Origin of the sequence: Pseudomonas fluorescens (assembly GCF_004683905.1) — a bacterium.
Lineage (GTDB): Bacteria > Pseudomonadota > Gammaproteobacteria > Pseudomonadales > Pseudomonadaceae > Aquipseudomonas > Aquipseudomonas putida_A.
This window is the reverse complement of record NZ_CP038438.1, coordinates 1420967-1439154: the sequence shown is the minus strand read 5'-3', so window position 1 is coordinate 1439154 and position 18188 is coordinate 1420967. Positions and strand designations below refer to the sequence as shown.

The 18188-nt window shown below is 60.0% G+C and carries 13 protein-coding genes; 6 read left to right on the top strand and 7 right to left on the bottom strand.

The features are described from left to right. Positions 1-35: 35 nt before the first annotated feature. A complete protein-coding gene (locus tag E4T63_RS06515; RefSeq protein WP_135295110.1) occupies positions 36-1382 on the bottom strand; it encodes an MFS transporter in 1347 nt (448 codons plus the stop codon). A gap of 294 nt (positions 1383-1676) precedes the next feature. Beyond that, positions 1677-2519, bottom strand: a complete 843-nt coding sequence (gene pcaR, locus E4T63_RS06510; protein ID WP_098967581.1) for a pca regulon transcriptional regulator PcaR — start codon at positions 2517-2519, stop codon at positions 1677-1679. A gap of 653 nt (positions 2520-3172) precedes the next feature. On the opposite strand from pcaR, the gene E4T63_RS06505 reads away from it, so the two are divergent. Then, positions 3173-3373 carry a hypothetical protein gene (locus E4T63_RS06505; protein WP_003222398.1) on the top strand — a complete coding sequence of 67 codons (201 nt, stop codon included), beginning with the start codon at positions 3173-3175 and terminating at the stop codon, positions 3371-3373. A gap of 376 nt (positions 3374-3749) precedes the next feature. Next, the gene (locus E4T63_RS06500) at positions 3750-5225 is read left to right on the top strand and encodes an inorganic phosphate transporter (protein WP_003222397.1); all 1476 of its coding nucleotides are present in this window, start codon (positions 3750-3752) and stop codon (positions 5223-5225) included. A 1029-nt stretch (positions 5226-6254) separates the two neighbouring features. On the opposite strand, the gene ccoM is transcribed toward E4T63_RS06500, so the two are convergent. The 3 genes from ccoM to E4T63_RS06495 all read right to left on the bottom strand — a co-directional run bounded on the left by ccoM (position 6255) and on the right by E4T63_RS06495 (position 7132). Beyond that, positions 6255-6368 carry a cytochrome c oxidase subunit CcoM gene (gene ccoM, locus E4T63_RS28795; protein ID WP_003222396.1) on the bottom strand — a complete coding sequence of 38 codons (114 nt, stop codon included), beginning with the start codon at positions 6366-6368 and terminating at the stop codon, positions 6255-6257. A 148-nt stretch (positions 6369-6516) separates the two neighbouring features. Beyond that, positions 6517-6678: a hypothetical protein gene (locus E4T63_RS28465; protein WP_096797040.1), complete on the bottom strand. Its 162-nt coding sequence runs from the start codon at positions 6676-6678 to the stop codon at positions 6517-6519. A 112-nt stretch (positions 6679-6790) separates the two neighbouring features. Continuing rightward, the gene (locus E4T63_RS06495) at positions 6791-7132 is read right to left on the bottom strand and encodes a hypothetical protein (RefSeq protein WP_003222394.1); all 342 of its coding nucleotides are present in this window, start codon (positions 7130-7132) and stop codon (positions 6791-6793) included. A gap of 252 nt (positions 7133-7384) precedes the next feature. Here E4T63_RS06495 and rapA point away from each other — a divergent pair, with 252 nt between their 5' ends. Then, the gene (rapA, locus tag E4T63_RS06490; RefSeq protein ID WP_103369032.1) at positions 7385-10231 is read left to right on the top strand and encodes an RNA polymerase-associated protein RapA; all 2847 of its coding nucleotides are present in this window, start codon (positions 7385-7387) and stop codon (positions 10229-10231) included. A 162-nt stretch (positions 10232-10393) separates the two neighbouring features. On the opposite strand, the gene E4T63_RS06485 is transcribed toward rapA, so the two are convergent. Beyond that, on the bottom strand, positions 10394-11743 hold the full coding sequence (locus tag E4T63_RS06485; protein ID WP_027614388.1) for a spinster family MFS transporter: 1350 nt from the start codon (positions 11741-11743) through the stop codon (positions 10394-10396). 301 nt (positions 11744-12044) lie between these two features. On the opposite strand from E4T63_RS06485, the gene E4T63_RS06480 reads away from it, so the two are divergent. Together E4T63_RS06480 and E4T63_RS06475 are read left to right on the top strand one after the other, a co-directional pair. After that, a complete protein-coding gene (locus E4T63_RS06480; RefSeq protein WP_098967577.1) occupies positions 12045-12413 on the top strand; it encodes a YkgJ family cysteine cluster protein in 369 nt (122 codons plus the stop codon). A gap of 148 nt (positions 12414-12561) precedes the next feature. After that, positions 12562-14844, top strand: a complete 2283-nt coding sequence (locus tag E4T63_RS06475) for a putative bifunctional diguanylate cyclase/phosphodiesterase (protein ID WP_135295109.1) — start codon at positions 12562-12564, stop codon at positions 14842-14844. On the opposite strand, the gene E4T63_RS06470 is transcribed toward E4T63_RS06475, so the two are convergent. Beyond that, positions 14735-15631, bottom strand: a complete 897-nt coding sequence (locus E4T63_RS06470) for an NAD(P)-dependent oxidoreductase (protein WP_167797065.1) — start codon at positions 15629-15631, stop codon at positions 14735-14737. The genes E4T63_RS06475 and E4T63_RS06470 overlap by 110 nt on opposite strands. Before the next feature lie 195 nt (positions 15632-15826). On the opposite strand from E4T63_RS06470, the gene E4T63_RS06465 reads away from it, so the two are divergent. After that, positions 15827-18025, top strand: coding sequence for a hypothetical protein (locus E4T63_RS06465; RefSeq protein WP_135295107.1), 2199 nt, complete (start codon positions 15827-15829; stop codon positions 18023-18025). Positions 18026-18188 lie beyond the last annotated feature (163 nt).

Sequence of the window (18188 nt, the reverse complement as noted above, 5' to 3'; positions counted from 1 at the left end):
GTCGGAACATTCAACGCAAATCAAAATGACTCGACTCAAGTCGCATCCGCATGACTGACCATGCCTTTGATCACCACCGCCGTCGTCGCCAACGCCGCCGGAATCACCAGCGCCGTCAGCACCTGCTCGAAATTCCAGCCCAACCCCAGCAACGTCGCGCCCATCCACGCCCCGAGAATCGCGCCAAAGCGGCCAATCCCGAGCATCCACGAGACCCCGGTCGCCCGGCCCTGGGTCGGATAAAACCGTGCCGCCAATGAAGGCATCGCCGATTGCGCGCCGTTGACGCACATACCCGCCACCAACACCAAGGTCGCGAGCAGCGTGATGTTGCCCAGGCTCTGCCCCACCGCGTAGGCAAACACCCCGGCCAGCAGGTAGAACGTGCCGATGACCTTGTGCGGATTGAAGCGGTCCATCGCCCAACCCACAGCGACCGCACTCAACACCCCGCCAAACTGGAACAACGCGCCAATGAACGCCGCCTGCTCCATGCTCGCGCCGCTGTCACGCATCAGGGTCGGCAGCCAACTGGTCAGCAGATAAACGATGACCAGGCCCATGAAGTAGGTCAGCCACAGCAGCAAGGTGCCGACGCTGTAGGTGCCGGAGAAAATCACCGCGAACACATTGCGCGCCTTGACGGTTTTCTGTTCCGGCACGCTGAAACTCGAGGCCTGCGCGACGGTGACCGGATCGATTGGCGACAAGGTCTTGCGTACTTTGTCGGTGCCGCGATTGCGCACCACCAGAAAACGCGCCGACTCCGGCAGCCAGAACAGCAGCACCACCGCGAGGATCAGCGGCAGGATCCCGCCGATCAGCAGCAGGCTGTGCCAGCCGAACGCAGGGATCAGCTTCGCCGAAATGAAACCGCCACCGGCCATGCCGAGGTTGAAGCCGCAGAACATGCTGGTCACCAGCAAGGATTTCTTGCGCTCCGGGGTGTATTCCGAGAGCAGCGTGGTGGCGTTGGGCATGCCGGCGCCCAGACCTAGGCCGGTGAGGAAGCGCAACACCAGCAGTTGCTCGACGTTGGTGCTGTAGGCCGAGGCCAGGCTGAAAGCGCCGAACAGCAGCACCGCGCCAACCAGCACCACTTTGCGTCCGAAGCGGTCAGCCAGCGGGCCGGAACCCAATGCACCGAAGACCATGCCGATCAACGCGGCGCTCATTACCGGGCCGAGGCTGGCGCGGTCGATGCCCCAGTCCTGGGACAGCGCCGGCGCGATAAAACCCATCGCCGCGGTGTCGAGGCCATCGAGAAATACAATCAGGAAACACAGGATCACCACTCGCCACTGATAGCGCGAGATCGGTTGGGCATTGATGAAGGTCTGCACGTCGAGGCAGCTACCTACAGCGGACTGAGGCTGGTTCATTATTTTTATTCCACGCAAAAAACGCAGTCGAACGGCGGCCGGCCAAAGAGCGGCACGGTCACAAGAATAGAAGATCGAAATCAGGCGTTGCGGTGAATCCGGCAACAGGGAATGGAGCTGAGACAGTCGGGGAGCATGCGCATGGTGAGTTGCCTCTTGTCATTATTATGGGAGTCGACAATCCGGCAGGCTCATTCAAATCTGCGCCGGATGACGCTGCCGCGACATTAATGATCCGGGGCTTTTAGCGTCAATTCGATAAACGCAACACTGTGCGTTTATCGAACAGCTTCATCAGGCGAACAACTGCGCGCTGAGGTCGCGGCTGGCACTGAGCAGGCCCGGCAGGAAGCGTTGTTCCAGTTCGGTACGGCTGACGCGGCCGGCGTGGGTGCTGACATTGAGCGCCGCCACCACCTGGCCCGACGCATCGTAAACCGGCACGGCAATCGAACGCAGGCCTTGTTCGAGTTCCTGATCGACGATGCACCATCCCTGCTGCCGTACTTCCTGCAGGCATTCGAGCAGACTTTCGGGGGTGTGCAGCGTGCGGCTGGTCTTGGCCACCAGTTCGGCATGGTCGAGGTATTCGCGCAGCGAGGTGTCGTCCAGCGCCGCCAGCAGGATGCGGCCCATCGATGTGCAATAGGCCGGCAGACGCCCGCCCACCGACAGGTCCACCGAGATCAGCCGTTGCGTGGTCGCCGAGCGGGCGATGTACAGAATGTCGTCGCCTTCGAGCGTGGCCATGTTGCAGGCTTCGTGCAGTTGCTCGCTCATGCGGTCGAGGTACGGCTGGGCCGACACCGCCAGCGGCGTCGACGACAGATACGCGTGGCCGAGGGTCAGCACTTTGGGCAACAACGAGTACGTGCGGCCATCGGTGGTGGCATAACCCAGTTTGATCAGAGTGTGCAGGCAACGGCGTACAGCAGCGCGGGGAATTTCTGTGCGATGGCTGATCTGGGCGATGGTCAGGTGCCGCTTGCGCTCCTGAAACGCCTGCACCACCGCCAGGCCACGGGCCAGCGAGGTCATGAAATCCGGATCGCCGGTCAGCGCCTGGATGCGTTTGGCCGGCGAAGCGACGATCGGCGGCGCCACGGAGCTGAAGGAGTTGCGCATTTGATCGTTCATTTCTTGTCCTTGTTTCCGGCACGGATCAATGGCTATACAAGCGGCTCGCCGACGGATGTACAAGAGTCGAGTCGCCAACATCGGGCGATTATCGAACCGCCGACCGATTATCGCAATCCATCAGCCTCTGTCCTTCTTGGCTTCTTCATTCGTTCACCTGCCTGTTCATCCAACTTCGCATGCCTCATTAGTTGATCGACTTAATGGCGCCAGAAACTGAACGCGAGTGCTTAAAAGGTTTCGGAGAATTTCAACTAGCGATAAAACTTGTCAGTAACAAAACGATCACACATCCCGAACCGTTTTTAACTTGGCAAAGATAGTCATTCCCGAATCGACCGCTATAATGCACCTCAGTGGCGCCACGTTTTCACTGGCCGAGGGTGCCGCCCGCTGACCCGATGCCTATTGCCGTCAGCCCGGCCAGCGCCTGACGCTCATTATTCATGCACCGCCAGCGCGCTTGCTGAAACAGGAAACTGATGCTGCGTCAGTTTTAATCTGGTGCCGTAGCCGCCTGCAACATGGAAGTCTTGATCGCCCTGCCGATAACGCCAATGCCTGAACCGGCATGGCCCTTTGGTGGACGTGTTCAATCGACTCGTTGCCGTGCGTTTCACCAGATATTTATCTCAACTCAAACAGGTAGCACTGTGACGAAAGACGAACTGCGCGCGGAACTTGAGCGCCAGGAACAACGTTACAAGGAAGTTTACGGCGGGGAAGTCACCACCTACGCCGCGCAACCCGAACCGGAACGCAAGGCATGGCGCAAACGCCCCACCGTTCAGGATCAGGTTTTCCAGCAAGAACTGAAAAAGATGGAAGAAGAACTCAAAACCGAAGAGCCCTGAACGGGCGATCCTGAGATTTTCGAGGGTCTGCGTCGCCACCGGCTAAAAGCACGGTGACCCGACCATGCCTTGCGCGCCCGCTATCCGCGGGCAGCGGCCCACCTCCCCCGGCCTGCACGGGAAAGGAGCGTGTCTGACTCGTTTCAGAGATATTTCACACAGGCGTTTGAGGCTCGCGCGCGCTCGACGAAATGCCTGCTGCCCGAAGGTTTTTTTAAGCTAATCAAACACTTGAAAAACCCTGCAACATGCTCGGGCATTGCACCTTGCAACAATTTAATTCGACATTGATTGCTACCGATGAGCAGGTAGGGGATCGATTTCCAGTCTTTTCTGGCATAATCGCGCCCCCTTATGACCGGGTCAGAAAACCTTCATGATCGATTTATTCAGCGGACTGGATGCTTGGGTGCTTGTGAGCCTCTTGCTCGCCCTGACGTTTGTCCTCGCCTTCGAGTTCATCAATGGATTTCATGACACCGCTAACGCGGTAGCCACTGTTATCTACACCAAAGCCATGCCGCCTCACCTGGCGGTGTTCTTTTCCGGTGTGTTCAACTTCCTCGGCGTGTTGCTGGGCGGCGTTGGCGTGGCGTATGCCATTGTTCACCTGCTGCCGGTAGAACTGCTGATCAATGTGAATACCGGCCATGGCCTGGCGATGGTGTTCTCGTTGCTCGCCGCGGCGATCACCTGGAACCTGGGCACCTGGTACTTCGGTATCCCGGCCTCCAGTTCCCACACCCTGATCGGCTCGATCCTCGGTGTCGGTCTGGCCAATGCCCTGATCAACAACATCCCGTTGGCCGACGGCGTGAACTGGCAGAAAGCGATCGACATCGGCGCCTCGCTGGTGTTTTCGCCAATGGCTGGCTTCCTGATTGCCGCGCTGATCCTGATCGGCCTGAAGTGGTGGCGCCCGCTGTCGAAGATGCACAAGACCCCGGAACAGCGCCGCAAGATCGACGACAAAAAGCACCCGCCGTTCTGGAACCGTCTGGTTCTGGTGATTTCGGCCATGGCCGTGAGCTTCGTGCACGGTTCCAACGATGGCCAGAAAGGCATCGGCCTGATCATGCTGGTACTGATCGGTATCGTGCCTGCGCAGTTCGTCCTCGACCTGAGCAGCACCACCTACCAGATCGAGCGCACCCGCGACGCGACCCTGCACCTGAGCCAGTTCTACAAGCGCAACGCCGATTCCCTGGGCGAATTCCTGGCCCTGGGCAAAAGTGTTGAAGGCGATCTGCCGGAGAAATTCCGCTGCAACCCGCAGCAGACCGAACCGACCATCAACGCCCTGCTTGGCACCCTTAAAGGTGTAGCGGACTACCATTCGCTGTCCTCGGAAAGCCGCATCGAAGTCCGTCGCTACTTGCTGTGCCTGGACGACACCGCGAAGAAAGTCGGCAAGCTGCCAGGCCTGGAAGCGCGTGAGAAGGCTGACCTGGACAAACTGCGCAAAGACCTGACCACCACCACCGAATACGCCCCGTTCTGGGTGATTCTCGCGGTGGCCCTGGCCCTCGGCCTGGGTACCATGGTCGGCTGGAAACGCGTGGTACTGACCATCGGCGAGAAGATCGGCAAGCAAGGCATGACCTATTCCCAAGGCATGTCGGCGCAGATCACTACCGCCAGTTTGATCGGTATGGCCAACATCTTCAGCCTGCCAGTGTCCACCACTCACGTGCTGTCCTCGGGCGTGGCGGGCACCATGGTCGCCAACAAGAGCGGCCTGCAGGGTGGGACTGTTCGCACTATCCTGCTGGCGTGGGTTCTGACCTTGCCGGCGACTGTGGCGCTGTCGGCTGGGTTGTTCTGGCTGGCGTCCAAAGCGTTGGGTAGCTGATAGACCGCAGCACATGAGAAAGGCGCGATTCTTGAGGATCGCGCCTTTTTTTTTGGGTTTGGTTTTGTGAGCATATCCGTTGCTGCGGTAACGGCCTCCTATGGTTCCGCCCTTACGGCGGGTCACTTTTTCCAAACGCCGAAAAAGTAACCAAAAAGGCTTCCCCCGGCGTACGGCACTTCGCTTAGGCTCAGTGTTCCCTCGCTACGGTGTCCATCAGGGGGCATCGCCTCCGGTTTGCTTCGCTGCACCTCCTCTCGATGTATGCGGCTTCGCCGCATGGCGCTGCGCGCCTAACCCCCTGATGGACACCTTCGCTCGGCCTGCCGAAGGGGCTGAAGATCAAAAGCCACATCAAGAGCAAGAGCCAAAGCCAAAGCCAAAGCCAAAGCCAAAGCAGATCAAAAGATCGCAGCCTTCGGCAGCTCCTACTTGAGATTGGGTATTTTCAGTTGGAGATTGGTTGGCTGACAGGACGCCTTCGCGAGCAAGCCCGCTCCCACAGTTGGAGTGGGTGTATTCAGTTGGAGATCGGTCGGCTCGTAGGCCGCCATCGCCAGCAGGCTGGCTCCTACAAAAAAGCAAAAGCCGAGCGCACGCTTTTCCACCACTCAACACGATGAGCGTTAGCTCGAGTAAAGCTTTTGATCTGAGGGCCCGTCGGCAGGCTGAGTGGAGGGATTTGTCCGGGGGTGGGAGCGCAGCGACCGTTTGGCGCAGCCAAACACAGCGAGAGGAGGTGCAGCGAAGCAAACCGTAGGCGCTGCCCCCCGGATGAATCCCGCAGCGAAGGAACCCGAGCCTAAGCGAGGGCCGAACGTCAGGGTAAAGCCTTTTGGGTTACCTTTTCGGCGTTTGGAAAAGGTGACCCGCCGTAAGGGCGGAACCGTAATAAGCAACACCCGCAGCAACGGATATACACCCAAAACCCCAAGAACATGGTCGGCCCAGCGGCCGCCAAAAACACAAAAAAAAAGGGCAACCGAAGTTGCCCAAAATGCCTTGCGTGCTCATCAAACCCGGAAAGACCTACTTCTTGCGCTTATTCGCATCCTTCCAGATAAAAAATCCAAACCCTGCAAAAAACAGAACCATGAGCCCCACGGTCAGAACCCCGGCAAACACCACGTTATCGAAAAACATGACTGTGGCCTCCTGGCCCCTGCTTTGCTGCGATGGAGCTAAGTTAACCAATCGCGCAGGCGCAGAAATTGACCAGGATCAAGTCCGGACAACACAGAAGGCAAAGGCGGGAAAATAACTGACCTGCATCAAAGGATGCAGGGGAAGATCAACGCTTTTTCGGTTTCTTTTTCGGCTTTTTCTGAGCTTTTCCCAACGGCATGGCTTGCTCGAAGGCCTTGCGCACTTCGTTCAGCCGCTTTTCGTTGAGATCATGCACACGCTTGGCGCGCTCGGTGCCGAGGTCGATCAGTTTTTCATCTTGGCTCATGACGTTCAGCGCATCACTTGAAGAAAACACAACTGCCGCATCAGAGGCAGGACTGCGCCAATCATGCAGCCTGACGCCAGCGCTCGACAACAATTGATGTAAATAAGCAGACTCAGATCTCGATATCGACCCACAAGCCCTGACGCGGCTGATCTTCCATCAGCGGCACCACCGGCACGGTGTTGTCGGCATTCAGCTCGGTGCCCGGCACGGCCAGATGTTCTTCCGGGTCTTCGTCGGCTTCGCGGCGGCGACGATCACGTTCCTGCTGACGGCGCTGTTCCTCGCGCGCCAGCAGTCGATCCTCTTCCGGGTCGCGTTTTTGCAGATCGATCGTGCTTTCGTTGGAGCTTTCCTGCACCGGCACCACCGGAGGAATGTCCGGCCGCTGGCGAATCGGATCCTGCTGGGAAGTGATCGGCACAGCGCTCAGGGGGAGCATCGGTGGCAGCATATAAAGGGTCTCCTGTCAGCAGGCTATCGGCTGCGGCAAAGGCGCCTTGAGCCACTGGTCGCAAACTTGTGACCGGGTTGGCACTGTAGGAGCTGCCGAAGGCTGCGATCTTTTCATGGGACAACGTAGAACTCAGGTGTTTCCGTAGATCAAAAGATCGAAGCCTGCGGCAGCTTCTGCCCAGTAATCTTTGGCCCTGAAGCCTGCATTCCGTTAAGATAGCCCGCTTTTTCAAGGTGGGAGTCAGGCAGCATGGCGCAGCAGTATCAACCGGGGCAACGCTGGATCAGTGACAGCGAAGCAGAGCTTGGTTTAGGCACCGTTCTGGCACAGGACGGCCGCTTGTTGACCGTGCTTTACCCGGCCACTGGCGAAACCCGCCAGTACGCGCTACGGAATGCGCCCCTCACCCGCGTACGGTTCTCGCCGGGTGACACCATTACTCACTTCGAAGGCTGGAAGATGACCGTGCGCGAAGTCGACGACGTCGACGGGCTGATGGTCTATCACGGTCTCAACGGGCAGAACGAAGCCGTCACCCTGCCGGAAACCCAGCTGTCGAACTTCATTCAGTTCCGTCTGGCCAGCGACCGTCTGTTCGCCGGGCAGATCGACCCGCTGTCGTGGTTCTCCCTGCGCTACAACACCCTGGAACACACCAGCCGCCAGTTGCAGTCTTCGCTCTGGGGCCTGGGCGGCGTGCGTGCGCAACCGATCGCGCACCAGTTGCACATCGCCCGTGAAGTCGCCGACCGTATCGCGCCGCGGGTTCTGCTGGCGGACGAAGTGGGTCTGGGGAAAACCATCGAAGCCGGTCTGGTGATCCATCGCCAACTGCTCTCGGGCCGCGCCAACCGAGTGCTGATCCTGGTGCCGGAAAACCTGCAGCACCAGTGGCTGGTGGAAATGCGCCGCCGCTTCAACCTGCAGGTCGCGCTGTTCGACGAAGAACGCTTCATCGAAAGCGATGCCACCAACCCGTTCGAAGACACCCAACTGGCATTGGTTGCCCTGGAGTGGCTGGTCGAAGACGAGAAGGCGCAGGACGCCTTGTTCGCCGCCGGCTGGGATCTGATGGTGGTCGACGAAGCCCACCACCTGGTGTGGCACGAAGACAAGGCCAGCCCCGAGTACTCGCTGGTCGAACAATTGGCTGAAGTGATTCCCGGCGTGCTGCTGCTCACCGCCACCCCGGAACAACTCGGTCAGGATAGCCACTTCGCCCGTCTGCGCCTGCTCGACCCGAACCGTTTCCATGACCTGGCTGCGTTCCGCGCCGAGAGCGAGAACTATCGCCCGGTGGCTGAAGCCGTTCAGGAGTTGCTCGACAAGGGACGCCTGTCGCCGGAAGCGCACAAGACCATCCACGGTTTCCTCGGCAACGAAGGCGAAGCCTTGCTGACCGCGGTCAACGATGGCGATAGCGAAGCCAGCGCCCGTCTGGTGCGCGAGTTGCTCGACCGCCACGGCACCGGCCGCGTGCTGTTCCGTAACACCCGCGCCGCGGTGCAGGGTTTCCCGGAGCGCAAACTGCACCCGTACCCGCTGCCATGCCCGGACGAATACCTCGAACTGCCGCTGGGCGATCACGCCGAGCTGTACCCGGAAGTCAGCTTCCAGGCCCAGCCGGACGCCAGCGAAGAAGAGCGCTGGTGGAAATTCGACCCGCGCGTCGAGTGGCTGATCGATCAGCTGAAAATGCTCAAGCGCACCAAAGTGCTGGTGATCTGCGCCCACGCCGAAACCGCGATGGACCTGGAAGACGCGCTGCGCGTGCGTTCCGGCATCCCGGCCACGGTGTTCCATGAAGGCATGAACATCCTTGAGCGTGACCGCGCCGCCGCCTACTTTGCCGATGAAGAGTTCGGCGCGCAGGTGCTGATCTGCTCGGAAATCGGCAGTGAAGGTCGCAACTTCCAATTCGCTCACCACCTGGTGCTGTTCGATCTGCCGTCGCACCCGGACCTGCTCGAGCAACGTATCGGGCGTCTCGACCGGATCGGCCAGAAGCACATCATCGAACTGCACGTGCCGTACCTGGAAACCAGCCCGCAAGAGCGTCTGTTCCAGTGGTACCACGAAGCGCTGAACGCGTTCCTCAACACCTGCCCGACCGGCAACGCCTTGCAGCACCAGTTCGGCCCGCGCCTGCTGCCGCTGCTCGAAGAAGCCGATGACGGCGAATGGCAAGCGCTGATCGACGAAGCGCGCACCGAGCGTGAGCGTCTGGAAGCCGAGCTGCACACCGGCCGCGACCGTCTGCTGGAGCTGAACTCCGGCGGTTCGGGCGAAGGCGATCAGTTGGTCGAGGACATCCTTGAGCAAGACGATCAGTTCGCCCTGCCGATCTATATGGAAACCCTGTTCGACGCGTTCGGCATCGACAGCGAAGACCATTCGGAAAACGCCCTGATCCTCAAGCCGAGCGAGAAGATGCTCGACGCCAGCTTCCCGCTGGGCGATGACGAAGGCGTGACCATCACCTACGACCGCAACCAGGCGCTGTCGCGCGAAGACATGCAGTTCATCACCTGGGAACACCCGATGGTGCAGGGCGGCATGGATCTGGTGCTGTCCGGCTCGATGGGCAACACCGCCGTCGCCCTGATCAAGAACAAGGCACTGAAACCGGGCACGGTGTTGCTGGAACTGCTCTACGTCAGCGAAGTGGTTGCGCCGCGTTCGCTGCAACTGGGCCGCTACCTGCCGCCGGCCGCCCTGCGCTGCCTGCTTGACGCCAACGGCAACGATCTGTCGGCCCGCGTCTCGTTCGAAACCTTGAACGATCAACTGGAAAGCGTGCCCCGCGCCAGCGCCAACAAGTTCATCCAGGCCCAGCGCGATCAGCTGACACCACGGATCAACGCCGGTGAAGACAAGATCACCCCGCGTCACGCCGAGCGCGTGGCCGAGGCCCGTCGTCGTCTGGCAGCCGACACCGAGGAAGAACTGGCGCGCCTGACCGCGTTGCAAGCAGTCAACCCGACTGTACGCGACAGCGAACTGGATGCGTTGCGCAAGCAGCGTGAACTGGGTCTGGCGATGCTGGATAAAGCGGCATTGCGTCTGGAAGCGATACGGGTGTTGGTGGCGGGTTAAGTCCCCTGCTCTACCGCTATAAATGAAGAGGCCCGCAGTGATGCGGGCCTTTTTGTTTGTCTGGTATTTATCGGCTGATGCTGATGGCCCCTTCGCGAGCAAGCCCGCTCCCACAGTTTGGAATGCGTTCCCATGTGGGAGCGGGCTTGCTCGCGAAGGCGGTTATGCAGTCGCCACAGAAACATCAGGCTCAACCACTGCCACCAACCCCTCCTTCATCCGCTGCGCATCCCGCACAAAACACCGCGCCGCCAGAAACAGAAACACCATGGTGAAGAACAGCGCCACCGGAATCAGGTACATCGCGTCATGCAGCCCGACAGCCTTGAACGCCTCAGTCATCTGCTCGGCCCCCGCCGAGAGCATCGCCGATTTGGCGAAATGATCGGACAAGGCCCCCACCACCACTGGCCCCAAACCGCCGCCGAGCAGGTACAGCCCGGCAAAGAACAGCGCCATCGCCGTGGCCCGCAGGCGTGGTTCGACCACGTCCTGAATCGCCGTGTACACGCAGGTGTAGAAGTTATAGGCAAACAGCCAGCCGACGCTGAACACCGCGACGAACACGCCGATCTCGACCCGTCCGGCGTGCAGCGCCCACGCGGTGCACAGGGTCGAGATGATCAGGCTGAAGCCGGCAAACAGCAGCCGGCCGTTGGCGACTCGTTGATGAATCTTGTCAGCGATCCAGCCGCCGAGGGTCAGACCGATCAACCCGGTGACACCGACGATCACGCCGGTCGCCACCGCCGCCTCCTGCAACGGCATCAGGAAGTAGCGCTGCAGCATCGGCACCAGAAACGAGTTGCAGGCATAGGTGGCGAAGTTGAAGCACAAACCGGCCATCACCAGCCACAGGAATGTCGGCACCGCCAGCACCCGGCGGATAGGCTTGTCGACTCTCTCTTGGGACACCTGCACGGTTTCCGCCGCGCCGCGTTTGGGTTCCTTGATGAAGAACATGAACACCGCGAGGATCAGCCCCGGCACCGCCGCGATAAAGAACGGCGCGCGCCAGCTGTCGAATGCCTTGACCATCGCGCCGATGGTGAAGAATGCCAGCAACAGGCCCAACGGCAGGCCGAGCATGAAAATACCCATGGCCCGCGCCCGACGGTGCGCCGGGAACAGGTCACCGATCAACGAGTTGGCGGCCGGCGCGTAACTGGCCTCGCCAATGCCGATGCCCATGCGCACCAACAGGAAACTCCAGAAACTGCCGACCAGCCCGTTGACCGCCGTCAGCGCGCTCCAGGTTGCCAGGCCCCAGCCCATCAGTTTGCTGCGCGAACCAGTATCGGCCATGCGCCCCAGCGGCAGGCCCGCGATCGCATAAACCAGGGTGAACGCGGTGCCGACGATTCCCAGTTGAAAATCGCTGAGGTGCCATTCCATGCGGATCGGCTCGATGATGATCGCCGGAATGGTGCGGTCGAAGAAATTGAACAGGTTGGCAAGGAACAACAGGAACAGAATGCGCCAGGCATTCGCCGCTTGGGTCGAGTTCTGCATGGGTCCGTCTCTTTATTGTTATGTGGGCTTCACTGCCGACGCATCCGAGCCCGGAACCTGCAATCTAGACAGGCCTGCCGGGGCTGTCTGTGATCATTCGTCAGCCTGATAACGGGCCATGGCACTGTAACGAAACGTAAGCCCTTGATAACACTGCAATCCCCCATAAACCGGGGGTTTCGCGGCAAAACCCGGCTACAAAAAAATACTTTCGCGCCCCCCTTCCCAAGTTCATGGCGAAGCCTAGAATAGCCGCCGGATCCGTCCGGATTCGCCGATCAACCCCTTTGATACCCTCCCCATGTCCGAAGTCAGTCCGTGTCTGAATTGCGGTGCCTGCTGTTCCCATTTTCGCGTGTCTTTTTTCTGGGGTGAATGCGCCTCCTCCGGCGGTACGGTGCCCGATGAACTGGTGACGCAGATCAGTCCCAGTCGGGTAGCGATGAACGGCACCGACTGCAAATCGCCGCGGTGTACGGCGTTGATCGGTGAAGTGGGCAGTAACGTGCAGTGCTCGATTTACGAGCAACGCTCCAGTCCCTGCCGCGAATTCGATGCTTCCTGGGAATACGGCGAACAGAATGTCGATTGCGACAAGGCGCGCGCCCGCTTCGGCTTGCCGCCGCTCGAACCGGAATGGAATCAGATCCCTTACGACCAAAGCGCCTGATGGTTTAGCGCCAATCGCTATAAGGCTCATGCCGAAATGGTTGGCGCCAATGTGCCACTACCGCTTGCATGGCAAAAACCGCCTCTATACTCCTCTCATTCGCCTGCGTTGCTGACGCAGCAGGGACGACTTCACAGACGGGGATGCTATGGAGTGGCTTGGTTTGCAGTTTGTTACCGAGCTGCCGCAGAGCGGGCAGGTCATTCTCGATTGCACACACAATCCCTTGCTGGTGCTGGTGGCCTATCTGGTCGCCTGCGCCGCGAGTTTTGCCACCCTCGACATGGCCGAGCGGGTTGGCCACGCCGAAGATCCGGGTTCGCAACGGGTCTGGCGCTGGATCGGCGCCACCTGCCTGGCTGGCGGCATTTGGGCCATGCACTTCATCGCCATGCTGGCATTCCAGGCGCCGCTGGAAATCCATTACGAACTGGCCACCACTCTGTTTTCCCTGGTGATCGCCCTGCTCGCCTCATGGCTGGCGATGCACACCCTGAGCGTGCCTCAACCCTCGCTGATGCAATACCTGAAAACCGCCATCGTCATTGGCCTGGGCATCGCCGGCATGCATTACGTCGGCATGGCGGCGATGCACTCGGTGGCCACTGCGTATTACCAGCCGCTGCTGTTCTGCCTGTCGATCGTGATTGCCATCGGCGCCAGCTTCGCCGCGCTGTGGGTCGCCGGTTATCTGCGTGAAGGCAGCGGCCGTTTTCATCAGTTGCTCAAATACACCGCCGCAGTGATCCTCGGCGCCGGCATCATCAGCATGCACTTCACCGGCATGGCCGCGTTGCATCTGGTGGTGCCCGAGGGCGCAGTGCCGCCCCTGAGTGGCGAAACCAATTACCTGCAACTGGGCCTGACCGTCGCATTGATCATCCTGCTGATTCTCGGCAGCGCGATCAGCGCGGCACTCGCCGACAAGAAACTGCAGAACAAGGAGCAGGATCTGCGCCGGGTCAACGCCCTGCTCGGCCAGCTCGATCAGGCGCGGATGTCATTGCAGCAAGTGGCCAATTACGACGCGCTGACCAACCTGATCAACCGCCGTGGATTCAACCAGATCTTCGCCGAGAAACTCAGCCAGAAAACCAGCGAGGGCGGCATGCTCGCGGTGATGTTTCTCGACATCGACCACTTCAAGCGAATCAACGACAGCCTCGGCCATGACGCCGGCGACGCCCTGCTCAAAGTCATCGCCAATCACATCAAAGGCTCGGTGCGCAGCCATGAAGACGTGGTCGCCCGCTTCGGCGGTGACGAGTTCTGCATCCTGATCAGCCTGCGTGAACGTGAGGAAGCGCGCAACATGGCGCAACGGATCATGCTGAAAATGAAGGAGCCGATCGAACTGGCCGGCCGCCGTATGGTGATGACCACCAGCATCGGCATCAGCCTGTTCCCGGACGACGGCACCACCTGCGAAGAACTGCTCAAGCACGCGGATCTGGCGCTGTATCAATCCAAGGGCGCCGGGCGTAACGGCCTGCATTTTTTCAGTGCCAACATGAAGACCCGCGCCAGCCTCGAACTGCAACTGGAAGAAGAACTGCGCCAGGCCCTGCGCGAAGAAAACGGGCTGACGCTGTATTACCAACCGATCTTCGAACTGAAAACCGGTCGAGTGACCAAACTCGAAGCGCTGATCCGCTGGCAGCATCCGGTGCATGGCTTGCTGGCCCCGGATCGCTTCATCGCGATTGCCGAAACCAATGGCCTGATCGCCGAACTGGATAACTGGGTGTTGCGCCGGGCCTGCACTGACCTTGGCGAACTGACGCGGCATGGCTGCAACGACCTGAAAATCGCCTGGAACTGCTCGCCGCTCAACCTTGCCCGGGAAGAGCTGGCCGATGAGATCGAAAGCGCACTGCGCAGCGCTGGCGTTGCGCCGGAACGGCTGGAACTGGAAGTCACCGAAAACGCGCTGATGGGCAACATCGCCAACACCCTGGTGCTGCTGCGGCAGATCCGCGCCCTCGGGGTGTCGCTGTCGATCGACGACTTCGGCACTGGCTATTCATCGCTGGCCTACCTCAAGCGCCTGCCGCTCAACACATTGAAGATCGACCGCTCGTTCATCCTCGACATTCCCACGGCGACCGCCGACATGGAGATCGTCCAGGCGATCATCGTCATGGCCCACACCCTGCATTTGCAGGTGGTGACCGAAGGCGTGGAGAGCCTGGAACAGTACGAATTCCTCGAGCGCTCAGGCTGCGATTTCATTCAGGGCTACCTGCTCAGCCGCCCGGTGCCGCTGGACGAGTTACGCCCGGTGCTGGAAGAAATCAATCAGCGCAAACACTCGCACGCGGTCAATCCGTTGAGTCTGGCGCGCGGTACATTTGTACCAGTGTCGCTGGATCCTTCTGCAAAAATCCCTGCGCCCCATGCAGGCGCATCAATTGTGCGGCCAATCCGCTGATCGGCGTGGCCGAGCCTTGTTCGCGGGAGAATTTCACTGCGGTATCGAGGTCCTTGAGCAGCGTGCGCACGTGCCATTTCACCGGTTCAAAACGGCTCTCGGCCATTTGCGGGGCGAGGATCTGCAACGGTTTCGAATCGGCAAAACCACCGGCCAGCGCTTCGGCAATCAGGCTCGCATCGACCCCGGCCTGTTCGGCCAGCGCCACCACTTCGGCGATCACCAGCGCATTGCAGGCGACGATCATCTGGTTGCAGGCCTTGGTCACTTGCCCGGCGCCGATGCCACCCATGTGCGTGACCCGTTGACCAAGGCTGAGCAGCATCGGGCGCACCCGATCCAGATCCGCCACCGCGCCGCCGACCATGATCGCCAGACTGCCGGCCTCGGCCCCCACCACGCCGCCGGACACCGGTGAGTCGAGCCAGCTCATCCCGGTCTTGCCGGCCAACTCGGTTGCCATCTCGCGGGTAGCAGTCGGTTCGAGGCTGGAAAAGTCCACCAGCAACTGGCCGCTTTTCGCACCTTCAGCGACACCCCCGGCGCCAAACACCACCTCGCGCACCACTGCCGTGTCGGCCAGACAGAGCATCACCACGTCCGCGTGCTCGCACAGTTCAGCGGGGCTTGCCACCTGCCGGGCGCCGGCTTCGACCAGTGGCGCGCACTTGGCCGGGTTGCGATTCCACACGGTCAACGGGTAGCCGGCAGCCAGCAAACGGCGGCACATCGGCAGGCCCATCAGGCCGATTCCGGCAAAACCCAACGAAGGGAGCGTTGACATCATTTCGCCTCTTTTTGATTAAAGATCACTGAATAATGGCCGATTCATGAGCGATCAGGAAAGGATTCCCCCGTGCGACGATCAGGCCAAGCCCCTGACGCCCGGGCCAAATTCGCGCAATAAAAGACGCGAGATCTTATTCCGTGAGGCTCGCTGACACTGGTCAGCGGACCAACCAGTCCAGGTATATGGCGCACAATGACTTCTAAAAACAATCCCGCCACTGCGGTATCCGATCTGACCCTGAGCCCTGCCGCAAACAGCCCGTCATCATCGAAGCCATTGCCTCCCTCGCGCCCGCTGGGCACTCAGCAATATCTGTACTACACCGAAACCAACACCGACCGCATCCTCGACAACCTCGATGGCCTGCGTGATCTGGTGTTCCCGCGTCCACCGCACCTGGAAGGCGACAACGAACAGCACAACGATCAGGAGTTTCCGTCGGTGTGCCTGATCGGCCTCGGTCGCTGCGGCTCGAACATCGCACTCGACGTCGCGGAGCTGGTGTACAACGCGCGCAAGTTCTACCTCAACGAATTCAACAATGAAGACCGCGCTGCTGACCGCCGTCTGGCCGACAAGGGCTACAGCCCGGCGCAGTGGATCAAAAACAACCTGCGGATCGGCACCAACAAGTCGAGCAAACCGGTGTTCCTCGTCGAACCGCTGGTGATGCTCGGCGACCTCGACAAGGACATCGCCGGGCGCATCCGCTTCTCGCGCAAGGGCGAGAAAAGCGGCTTCCTGCGCGATTACAGCAAAATGAAGATCATGGACTTGTCCGAAGTCCACGCCGGTGGCGCCGGTAACGCGCCGATCCTCGGCCAGTATCTGGCGAAGATCATCCTCAACAAGGACACCCAGCGCTTCTCCAGCCCCGACTGGAAAATGATCCACTCGTACCTGATCGACAGCTGCGGCATCAAGGCCAACCAGTCGCGCCTGTACTTCTCGATCTTCAGTGCCGGCGGCGGTACCGGTTCGGGCATGGCCTCGGAGTTCGGCCTGGCCCAGCAGCACTCGTACATGAACAAGACGTTCGACACCAAGCCGATGGACGAACACGACGGCAAGAGCGGGCATTCGTTCGTGTTCGAGCCGATCTTCACCAGCGGCATCTGCGTGCTGCCGAACATTTCCGACCACCGCAGTGAAATGTCCGAGGCGCTGCACATCAACGCCGGACGCCTGCTGTGCAAATACCTGTCGGAGGAATGGGATTTCTCCTACAACTTCGCCAATGAAGACAGCAGCGAAGCCAGCGTCATGGGCCGTATCCGCCCATGGAACGCGATGATGCTGATCTCCAACGACATCATGCGTTACGCCGAAGAGAGCGATGACGGCAACATCCAGAACATTGATGTCAATGCGATGGAAAAGCACGCCAACCAGTACATCTCGCAGCAGATCTTCAACATACTGACGGCGCAGGCGGTGACCACCGACTACGACCAGAACTACTTCCGCCGCGCCGGCATCGACATCGGCGAAACCATTCGCCTGGATGCCAACGACCTGTTCATGAGTCTGGCCGGCCCGGTGGCGATTGCCTACGCCGAATCGGTGGTGCCGGAAACCCCGCCGCCGAGCAGCGACAAGTTCAAGGTCTTCGACAAAGAGCCACAGCGTCTGAACATCGACGACCTGTTCTTCCGTTCGATCGACCTGCCGCACTTCAATAAAGTCACCCAGGCCATCGAAGGCATCAGCCTGCTGCCGATCGAATCCAAGCGCTATCGCGCCTCGCTCGAGCAGTACAAGAATTCCGGCTACGACGCCGCGGCGCTGCACGACCTGCACTTCTTCAAGAACTGCTCGTCGGTGGTGTCGATCGTCTCGTTGCCCAAAGACTACAAGCTGTCGTACATGGACCTGAACCGGTTGAAGACCCACCTCAACAGCCTGTTCCCCAACACCACGCTCAAGCGTTATGCGCTGGTGATCGGTGCCTCGGCCAACCTGTCGCTGACCACCCTGATCGCCAAGAGCCCGTGCCTGTCGGACGACTTCCTGACCCTGATCGTGGCGTTCATCAAGCGCTGCTTCGCCAAGACCCCGTACCGTTTCGACGAGACTCTGGACAACTCGATCCTCGACTTCATCATTAATGAAGAGTTCGACGAAGACCGCATCGACGATCTGCTCAACGACTTCGAGAACCCGGCGAAGATCCTCGACACCAACTGGTACGCGATCAAACCGATGTACGAGAAGAAGTACCGCGAGCTGATCAACGACAAGGACAAGTTCGTCTCGATCAACGACATTCGCCTGTCGCGCGATTGCGTGAAGAAGTCGATCAAGTACCTGCGCGAGATCTACCGTCACCGGATCGGCAAGACCAAGGTTATTTCCTTGAATAACCATACCGGGAAGACTTACTCGGTCTGATCCAGATCCGAGTTGCCCCTATCGCGAGCAGGCTCACTCCTACAGTTGAAATGCGTTCCCCTGTAGGAGTGAGCCTGCTCGCGATGGGGCCCTCAAATTCCCTGAAAATCTCAGCCCTTCCAATATCCAGAAACAATTAAGCAGCCCTCAGGCTGCTCAATAA